General features: G+C 41.8%; 5 protein-coding genes, 1 tRNA gene and 3 rRNA genes. 4 read left to right on the top strand and 5 right to left on the bottom strand.

All coding sequences use genetic code 11. The features are described 5' to 3' along the window. The 4 genes from PX484_RS13150 to rrf form a co-directional block, all read left to right on the top strand. A 16S ribosomal RNA gene (locus tag PX484_RS13150) occupies window positions 1–125 on the top strand; the annotation flags it as partial. A 132-nt stretch (window positions 126–257) separates the two neighbouring features. Then, window positions 258–331, top strand: a tRNA-Ile gene (locus PX484_RS13155). 151 nt (window positions 332–482) lie between these two features. Further along, a 23S ribosomal RNA gene (locus PX484_RS13160) occupies window positions 483–3,362 on the top strand. Between the two features lie 55 nt (window positions 3,363–3,417). Then, a 5S ribosomal RNA gene (gene rrf / locus PX484_RS13165) occupies window positions 3,418–3,535 on the top strand. Window positions 3,536–3,701: 166 nt separating this feature from the next. Here the strand turns inward: rrf and yidD are convergent. The 5 genes from yidD to PX484_RS13185 form a co-directional block, all read right to left on the bottom strand. Then, complete coding sequence (yidD, locus tag PX484_RS25770) at window positions 3,702–4,064, bottom strand: membrane protein insertion efficiency factor YidD (protein WP_104398173.1); 363 nt, start codon at window positions 4,062–4,064, stop codon at window positions 3,702–3,704. Then, a complete protein-coding gene (locus PX484_RS13170; RefSeq protein WP_287766806.1) occupies window positions 4,049–5,062 on the bottom strand; it encodes a CFI-box-CTERM domain-containing protein in 1,014 nt (337 codons plus the stop codon). Before PX484_RS13170 ends, yidD begins: the two co-directional genes overlap by 16 nt. 80 nt (window positions 5,063–5,142) lie before the next feature. Beyond that, entirely contained in the window at window positions 5,143–5,487 is a 345-nt protein-coding gene (locus PX484_RS13175) for a hypothetical protein (protein WP_271947127.1), read from the bottom strand. A gap of 41 nt (window positions 5,488–5,528) precedes the next feature. Beyond that, window positions 5,529–9,503 (bottom strand): pentapeptide repeat-containing protein, encoded by a 3,975-nt coding sequence (locus PX484_RS13180; RefSeq protein WP_287766805.1) that lies wholly within the window; start codon window positions 9,501–9,503, stop codon window positions 5,529–5,531. 429 nt (window positions 9,504–9,932) lie between these two features. Next, window positions 9,933–10,163 carry a DUF2288 domain-containing protein gene (locus PX484_RS13185; RefSeq protein WP_288104177.1) on the bottom strand — a complete coding sequence of 77 codons (231 nt, stop codon included), beginning with the start codon at window positions 10,161–10,163 and terminating at the stop codon, window positions 9,933–9,935. Window position 10,164 lies beyond the last annotated feature (1 nt).

A 10,164-nucleotide genomic window follows, 5' to 3' on the forward strand; every position in this document is an offset into this window, starting at 1 on the left:
AGCTGGTCACGCCCGAAGTCATTACCTCAACCGCAAGGAGGGGGATGCCTAAGGCAGGGCTAGTGACTGGGGTGAAGTCGTAACAAGGTAGCCGTACCGGAAGGTGTGGCTGGATCACCTCCTTAAAGGGAGACCTAATTCGGGTAGAAGACGAAAAAATAGTAGTCGAAACCAAGAATCAATCCCAAAAGGTCGGAACGAGGTATGTGGCTTTCAAACTAGGTTCTGGGTTCACAAAAGACCTGAATCAGGAACAAGGGCTATTAGCTCAGGTGGTTAGAGCGCACCCCTGATAAGGGTGAGGTCCCTGGTTCGAGTCCAGGATGGCCCACCTGCACAGGTGGCAAAAACAAGAGAAACGAGGAATCAGCACCTTATCTTACTTACATAGTAAGAGAGAATGCTGGCTCTGAGTAAAGAGTCCAGAGGAACCTTGAAAACTGCATAGAGCTAGGTGAAAAAGCCAAAAAAGAAGACCGCAAGGTCAAGCTAATAAGGGCTAACGGTGGATACCTAGGCACACGGAAGCGAAGAAGGACGTAGTTACCGACGAAACGCTTCGGGGAGCGGGAAGCAAGCATCGATCCGAAGATATCCGAATGGGGCAACCCTAAACACGACCACCTGAATACATAGGGTGGAGCGAGCAAACCTGGTGAACTGAAACATCTTAGTAGCCAGAGGAAAAGAAAGCAACAGCGATTCCCCCAGTAGCGGCGAGCGAAAAGGGAACAGCCTAAACCAAGTTCTTCGGAACTTGGGGTCGTGGGACAGTGACAAAAGACTGGGAAATTTAGACGAAGCGGCTGAAAACCGCACCAGAGAAGGTGAAAGTCCTGTAGTCGAAAAAGGAACCAGCTTAACTGCATCCCGAGTAGCATGGGGCACGTGAAATCCCGTGTGAATCTGCCTCGACCACGAGGTAAGGCTAAATATTCCCGTGTGACCGATAGAGAAACAGTACCGCGAGGGAAAGGTGAAAAGAACCCCGGAAGGGGAGTGAAATAGAACATGAAACCGTTAGCCTACAAGCAATGGGAGGACGATTGAACGTCTGACCGTGTGCCTGTTGAAGAATGAGCCGGCGACTTACAGGTTATGGCAGGTGAAGGGGGAAGACCCCACAGCCCCAGCGAAAGCGAGTCTGAATAGGGCGAAGCGTCATAATTTGTAGACCCGAACCCGGGTGATCTAACCATGGCCAGGATGAAGCTTGGGTAAAACCAAGTGGAGGTCCGAACCGACTAATGTTGAAAAATTAGCGGATGAGCTGTGGTTAGGGGTGAAATGCCAATCGAACTCGGAGCTAGCTGGTTCTCCCCGAAATGTGTTGAGGCGCAGCGGTAGTGGAAGTTTAGTCGGGGTAAAGCACTGTTTCGCCGCGGGCTGGGAGACCGGTACCAAGGCGAGGCAAACTCTGAATACGGCTAAAAAAACTACCAGTGAGACGGTGGGGGATAAGCTTCATCGTCAAGAGGGAAACAGCCCAGACCACCAGCTAAGGTCCCCAAATGATAACTAAGTGAGAAAGGAGGTGGGAGTGCATTGACAACCAGGAGGTTTGCCTAGAAGCAGCAATCCTTAAAAGAGTGCGTAATAGCTCACTGGTCAAGCGCTCCTGCGCCGAAAATGAACGGGGCTAAGTTATCTACCGAAGCTGTGGACTACATTGTAGTGGTAGGGGAGCGTTCTATAGGGGGTGAAGCAGTAGCGGCAAGCAGCTGTGGACTCTATAGAAGTGAGAATGTCGGCTTAAGTAGCGAAAATGTGGGTGAGAATCCCACACCCCGAAACCCCAAGGTTTCCTCCGCAAGGCTCGTCCGCGGAGGGTCAGTCAGGACCTAAGGCGAGGCTGAAAAGCGTAGTCGATGGACAACGGGTTAACATTCCCGTACCGATTAATGATTGTGCCGGAGAACGGAGAAGGTCAACGTCAGCTGGATGTTGGTTACCAGTGCAAGCAGTCGAGGCGATGAGCGGTGGCGAAAACACCAGGAGCTAAGACGCGAGTCCCACCTCCCACGGGAGGGAAGTGGCGTTGATCAAGCTTCCTAGAAAAGCCCGAACCACGTTAATCATTAATTGCCTGTACCCGAAACCGACACAGGTGGGGAAGTAGAGAATACTAAGGGGCGCGAGATAACTCTCTCTAAGGAACTCGGCAAAATGACCCCGTAACTTCGGGAGAAGGGGTACCCTCGCAAGAGGGTCGCAGTGAATAGGCCCAGGCGACTGTTTACCAAAAACACAGGTCTCCGCCAAGTCGTAAGACGCAGTATGGGGGCTGACGCCTGCCCAGTGCCGGAAGGTTAAGGAAGTTGGTCAGGAGTAATCTGAAGCTGACGACCGAAGCCCCGGTGAACGGCGGCCGTAACTATAACGGTCCTAAGGTAGCGAAATTCCTTGTCGGGTAAGTTCCGACCCGCACGAAAGGCGTAACGATCTGGGCACTGTCTCGGAGAGAGACTCGGCGAAATAGGATTGTCTGTGAAGATACGGACTACCTGCACCTGGACAGAAAGACCCTATGAAGCTTTACTGTAGCCTGGAATTGGCTTCGGGCTTCGCTTGCGCAGGATAGGTGGGAAGCGTTGAAACTCTCCTCGTGGGGAGAGTGGAGCTAACGGTGAGATACCACTCTGGCGAGGCTAGAATTCTAACCCTGACCCCTAATCGGGGCGGGAGACAGTTTCAGGTGGGCAGTTTGACTGGGGCGGTCGCCTCCTAAAAGGTAACGGAGGCGCGCAAAGGTTCCCTCGGTCCCGTTGGAAATGGGACGATAGAGTGCAAAAGCAGAAGGGAGCTTGACTGTGAGACCCACAAGTCGAACAGGGACGAAAGTCGGCTTTAGTGATCCGACGGCACCGCGTGGAAGGGCCGTCGCTCAACGGATAAAAGTTACTCTAGGGATAACAGGCTGATCTCCCCCAAGAGTTCACATCGACGGGGAGGTTTGGCACCTCGATGTCGGCTCATCGCAACCTGGGGCTGAAGTCGGTCCCAAGGGTTGGGCTGTTCGCCCATTAAAGCGGTACGTGAGCTGGGTTCAGAACGTCGTGAGACAGTTCGGTCCATATCCGGTGTAGGCGTAAGAGCATTGCGAGGAGCCTTCCTTAGTACGAGAGGACCGGGAAGGACGCACCGCTGGTGTACCTGTTATCGTGCCAACGGTAAACGCAGGGTAGCCATGTGCGGAGCGGATAACCGCTGAAAGCATCTAAGTGGGAAGCCCACCTCCAGATGATTGCTCTCATGGCATTAAGCCAGTAAGGTCTCGGGTAGACTACCCGTTGATAGGCTCTAGATGGAAGCTCGGTAACGAGTGCAGTCGAGGAGTACTAACCGACCGAGGGCTTGACCTGATTCTTCTTTCACCACTTTTTTCCTAGCTTTTGCAGTCTTGAGGGTTCTACCCTTCCTGGTGTCTTTAACGTGATGGCACCACTCCGATTCCATCCCGAACTCGGTTGTGAAACTTCACCGTGGCCAAGATACTTGTCGGGTTGCCGACCGGGACAATAGCTCGATGCCAGGATTATTCTTTACACAAAACAATTCCTTTCTCATGCAAGTGGGGAGGGTATTGTCTTTGCTGTACTTTTTTCATTGGTTTAGCACTGCGTAGCTCATCCTGCTGGGCTACTGACTAAGAGTAGCTCTACTACAAAATTAATGTGTATTAGTGTTTATGTTTTATGGAGCTAATTTTTATTGTCTCCCTTCAGTAGTTCTCTATAAGCAAGTTTACATTCTTCTAGTCTCTTCTGAAACAGAAAAATTGCCTTTTTCAAACCGTAAATTTTTACAGTTTTCCGAAAATACTCCGAGCATGATTCACATCTATAAAGTACGCTGTAAGCACAGGAAAATCCTTTACGAGGCGAAAGATATTTTTGATAGAATCGGATACAGTGAATAACAGCAAAATCAAGAATAAACCGTAAACCGATTTTCTCTAAACAATCGACTAATGGAATAACAAATATTAACAATTTGGAAATCGATACTTTCCGTTTTGTTCTTGTGTGCATAGAGAAACATCTATAAATTAACTTTCTAAGCATTTGACAAGCATATCAAGGATATGACGAACTGGTTTGGCAAAGTTTGGTGAATCTTTAAGCCAGCGAGCTAAAGGTGGCGATAATTTGTAGTATATTAAAATAAATAACTTTCCTAATAGATACATTCTCAGTTTTTCGTCTCGAAAGTGTCTTAATTTGATAACTTGAGGTGATTCGTAAGTGCCATAGACAGCAGTAGCTATAAAGCAGTGATCGCAATGGTCACAGTGGCCACAATGATTTAAGTGGTCACAATCTTCAATATCTCCGTTAGACTTGTCCAAACTGATTGGGTGAGGTTCTGGTGATCCTCCACTTATATTATGATTAATAGAACTCTCTAACAATTGCTCTTGGTGGTGGGTTGGAAAAGAACTGCTACCGCGACTACTGCTAACAGGGAGAAATGGTTCTCTAGTGTCAGGTAAAGAGTCTATAGATTTGTGCAATATGACTGAACTAGCTATATGCTCTTTAGGAATTGAACTTCTAGGATAGTGCTGTTCTGAGTTATCTTCTGTTTGCGAACTAGGATTACTTGATGAAGAAGGAGTCAAGTCAGGAACATACAAACTATTATTATGGGTTAACTCTTGAATAATCTTTTCTATATCTACTTTTGCAGACGCATAACCAACGCCGACTCCAACACCAGCCCCAACAGAAATATACCAGCCTAAGTTGTGCCTTAATTGTTTATATTTTTTGTCAGAAGATAAAAGCCTATTGAATTCATCAATGCTTAATTGATTAAGCTTTTCCAATAGAGAAGTTAATTGTTCAGGCGATATGGGTAAGTTACCGTTATTTGCATATTCGGTGATAATGTACAGAGTAATAGATTTTTTTATTTTATCATCCGCATCGAGAGGAAGTAGAGAGGCAAAATTTTCTACAAATTTTTCAACCATCTCATCATTAACATTAATAATTTGTTGATTGATTACTTGGTTAATTTGATGATAGACAATTTGCCCCTGCTGATCAAAATTTGACATAGTTTTTTAGTTCCTTTGAATCAGTATTTACAAGGCTGTGTATTTGTAAACGACTGCAAGAATATACCAGTCAACATCGGCTAAAACAGTTTTTGGACTAATTCAATAGCTTTAACAATTCCAGCAACGATTCCACCAGCTTCGGCGACTCCCTTCATAAAGCCTTTAGCCGTGCTTAGACAACCTGCAATTACATCCTTATTAGGTTCAGGTTTTTTTGCTTGATCGACAGCTTTTTGGATTTGCTCTTGAACCTCTGTAACAATTTCGGCATTGATGACTTGAGATTCTCCAGCGTTGCTTACTTCAGACTTCAATTTCTCTAGCTCAATAATCAAATCGGCTTGATTTTGAGCTTCAGCAAAGCTATAATTATTATTTGTTTGGTTTGTAACTGTCTGATGACGCATATCGAATACTGACATAGTTTTGCTCCTTTGATATGATTTTCCGTTGTTGGTAAAAGTTAGCTATCTTCAAATGGAAATGAAGATATTAAAAACAACAATCCTATAGGCATTGTAATCCAACCTAGTAAAATCAAATTAGGCAATGTTACAAAAATTAAATATCCCACACCAATCCCAAAAGCAAAACTGCTAACAGTAAAAATAATAGAAATAAATAAATTTCTACCGTTCCGTCTTATCTTTCTAATTACTAAAGCTAAAGATAAAATAGGAAGCCAGAAAATATCTCCTAGTAGAGAGCCAGCCGATGAAAATGAAATAGAACCCGTACCACCAATATGTTCATGCTCGCCTCCAAAAAGTATACAAATTCTATAAATAATATATATTATATAAGTAGTAAATATTAAGCCAATAAAAGGAATTCTAAGTTTTTTTCTAAGTTTTGTTATATCTTTGTCAGAAAAACGAGAAAAAAGTGGAGATATTAATATAGAAAATATGAGCCATACTACAATAATTAATTTTAAAAATAAAAGAATATTTGAATTGACAAAAGGAACTATAAGAGGTATGTAGCAAGCAAAAGAAAATCCCATTAAAAATAAACCTAATAAGTTTGCCTTTTTAAAGAAATTGACTAAAAAACCAAGCCATATCGTACTAATATTTTCAATAAAAATGGTTTCATTAAAATTAGTATCAGCATTAATATTCCAATTTTTCTTATTTGTTCCTATTAATTTAGCACTAGAAAAGTCCGTACCGTTGGCGTTGGCATTAGCAAAGTTAGAATTTCGCAAAGTCGCTTTGTAGAATGTGGCATTGTTGAGGTCAGAACTAGAGAAATCGCAATTGATCAGCGTGGCTTCGATAAACTGAGTACGGGATAGGTTTGCTTTGTTCAAAAATGTTCCAGTTTTTAGTTCAAAGTCTCCAATTAACATCCATAACAAAAATAAACAAAATGGCGCAAGAATTAAGTGTAAACCAAGAATATTATCAAGAAAAAATCCAGAAAAAGAGGACATCAACAAGGTGTCATTAACAAACTCTTTGTTTAAGCTTTCAGAAAGTGAACGTAAAAATGTTATCAAAGAATGACTTACAAATAGACCTATAAGCAAACCTAAAATCATAATAGGTATACTTAAAATATATCCTCCAAAATCATAAGAAAATGTCAATACTTTCGACCCCAAAAATCCCTGAACGACACCTATCAAGACGGCCACAATGAAAGTTATTTCTTGAGTGCGGCTTCGTCCTGCCTTTGTACCTGAAAAATCTGCTCCTTCAAGATTGGCATTGGTGAAATCACAACCGCGAATATCGGCATTGCGAAAGTTTGCTCCTGCTAGGTTTTGATTATCTTTAAATGAGCGATTCCTTAGATCCTGATTGGAAAAGTCAAGGGGGTTGACATTAGATACAGTATCGGTTTCTCCATCCTGCACATTGATGGGATGTTGATTAGAGGAGTCAAGCAATGTAGTAATAAGCTCTTGACTCAAAATGGCATCATTGAAATTGGTATCCGCATCAATACTCCAATTTTGAATATTGATATTTTTGAACTTTGCTCTCGAAAAATCTGTTCCGTGAGCTTTAGCATTAGCGAGGTTAACATTTTGTAGTTTTGCGCGGTGGAATGTAGCATTGGTGAGGTCAGAATTAGAAAAGTCACAATTACTTAGTATGGATTGACTAAACTGAGCATCTAACAAGTTTGTTTTACTAAAGGATGTCCCCAATATCTTCTGAAGTTCTTTAAATCCCATCCACAATACTGCAAAAAAGAAACATGATACTAAACCCAGAAGTAAAGTGATAACTGCAAGAAGATTTCCAACAATAAGATTGCCTTTTGTAAATTCATTAAACGTAGTTATAGCAACAAAATTAAATCCGTCTATAGCCACAAACATAACCGCAGAAAAAAGTATTGCTGTGGAAGTCTCTGGAACTGTTGTAGATATAAACAAAAACGTAAAAGCTATCCCTAACGACAATCCCAACAAACCCACAACCGCCACTGCCAAATGAATTATCGATGCACTAGAACACTCAAAGGCAATTTTTGCTGCAAACGCTCCCTGAATCATAACTACTAAAGCAACTGCAATTAAAATAATTTTTTGACGGTGGCTTCGTCCTGATTTTACACCCGAAAAATCTGCTCCTTCAAGATTGGCATTGGTGAAATCACAACCTCTTATATCGGCATTGCGAAAGTTTGCTCCTGCTAGGTTTTGATTATCTTTAAATGAGCGATTCCTTAGATCCTGATTGGAGAAGTCAAGGGGGTTGACATTAGATACAGTATCGGTTTCTCCATCCTGCACATTGATAGGATGTTGATTAGAGGAGTCAAGCAATGTAGTAATAAGCTCTCGACTCAAAATGGCATCATTGAAATTGGTATCCGCATCAATACTCCAATTTTGAATATTGATATTTTTGAACTTTGCTCTCGAAAAATCCGTTCCGTGAGCTTTAGCATTAGCGAGGTTAACATTTTGTAGTTTTGCGCGGTGGAATGTAGCATTTGTGAGGTCAGAATTAGAAAAGTCACAATTACTTAGTATGGATTGACTAAACTGAGCATCTAACAAGTTTGTTTTACTAAAGGATGTCCCCAATATCTTCTGAAATTCTAAAATTATTCCATAGAAGATGAAATATAACACCAACGCAAGAAATAAGGCTATAACAGCAATAAAAATTCCCCAAAGAAAGCTTCCTTTTGTAAATTCATTAAACGTAGCTATTGACGCAAATGCGAACCCATCCATAGCCACATACATAACCGGAGAAAAAAGTAATACCGATAGCACATTATCAAATATTGGTGCTAACGAGAATATGAACAAAAATGTAAAAGTGATTCCCAATGAAAATATAAGAGAACCCACAACTGCACCAGCAAACTCAATTAAAGAAGCATTTACAAACTTAAACGCTACCGCACTAGCAAACACTCCCTGAATCAGAATCCCAAAGACAACTGCCATTAAAATAATTTCTTGAGTGCGGCTTCGTCCCGCCTTCACACCTGAAAAATTGGCTCCTTCAAGGTTGGCATTGGTGAAATCACAACCGCGAATATCGGCATTGCGAAAGTTTGCTCCTACTAAGTTTTGATCATCTTTAAATGAGTAATTCCGTAGATCTTGATTGGAGAAATCAAGCCATCCAGTCTTTGCTTTTCTACTCCAAATAACATCATCGAATTTTGTATTATCATTGATTCTACAATTCTGAATGTACGCTCCCTTAAAGATTGCACCTGAAAAATCTGTACCGTCAGCATTGATGTTAGTTAAAACAGAATTTCGTAAGTTTGCTTTGTAAAATTTAGCGTTACTGATATCAGAATTGGAAAAGTCACAACCAGTTAACGTGGATTGAATAAACTGAGCGTAGGAAAGATTTGCCTTGGTGAACGATGTTCCTGTTGCTCGTTGAAATGTACGAACTGCCAATACAATTCCAAACCATGTTAGCCAACTGCAAAATATGGCTAGACTAAAGTAAAAAATTCCTCCAAAAATATTCCCTTTTATAAATTCTCCAAATCCCATCTTTCCTAAAATTATAATTACTCCCACAAACACAGCAACTATGGATTGACCCATTGGCAAATCCTTATGGTGTGTTTTTGTAATCAGGCGAAATAATAAATACAAAAAACACAATAAAACCCCACTCCCAAACGCAACACATCCTGCAAATAAACCGTTAAATGTGGTTACATTCGCAAAAATTTTTTCAAATATAAATGTAGCCAAAACCCCAAAGGCGAAGATAGCGACTGCAATAGAAATAAGTGTTTCTGTAATCACACACGAAATCAGAATAACCTGTTGCCTGAGACTTTTACCTGTCCTTACACCTGAAAAATCGGCTCCTTCGAGGTTGGCATTGGTGAAATCACAACCGCGAATATCGGCATTGCGAAAGTTTGCTCCTGCAAGGTTTTCTCCTGCAAACGAGCGGTTGCTTAGACTTTGATTGGAGAAATTAGTCATAATCGTCGAAATAATGACTGGTATGGTACAAAACAACGCTAGTGTTTATCAACTATTTCACGGCACAGGGATCTTCATAGCAATGTTTGGGGATTTTTGTCAATTGTTTTTGATCTAGAGCGAACTAATCAATTATCTCTTGCCAGATAAGGATTTAGTCGATTTATGCCCCCCTATCGAACCAGACCAAGTAACGAAGATCCTTTTTTCTTTCATTTCTTGACACAACTTCTCTATTTTACCATAGCAGGACTTATTTACGTCTCAAATTGAATTGCTATACATCATAAGGGACTTGCGTAGGAATAATATCCCAGCCAGAAAATCGCTCTCTAGAAGAACCAGACCAGCCAGATGGTACATTATCAAAGCGCAAGTCCCTAACTACTCTAGAAGAGCCAAGTTTTTCAACAATTCCTATTTTTTCATCTAAACTACGGCCTGAATTAACACAAAAGGTTGCACGATTAGTGTATTAAAAAGGTTATCGGGATGGGAATTCCAATCGCTTAATTGCTCCTGTGTCGGTTTTTCTAGTAGTTTTTCCCCGATCCAATTCTGCACTTGAGCAACCTGATCACCAGCGATCGCTTCTGCCACTTCGATTAAATTGAGGGAATCGGAAACTAGGATCAGCGCATCCCTTTGAGCATGGGGGATC

Source organism: Microcystis sp. M49636_WE2 (genome assembly GCF_030065375.1).
Lineage (GTDB): Bacteria > Cyanobacteriota > Cyanobacteriia > Cyanobacteriales > Microcystaceae > Microcystis > Microcystis aeruginosa_C.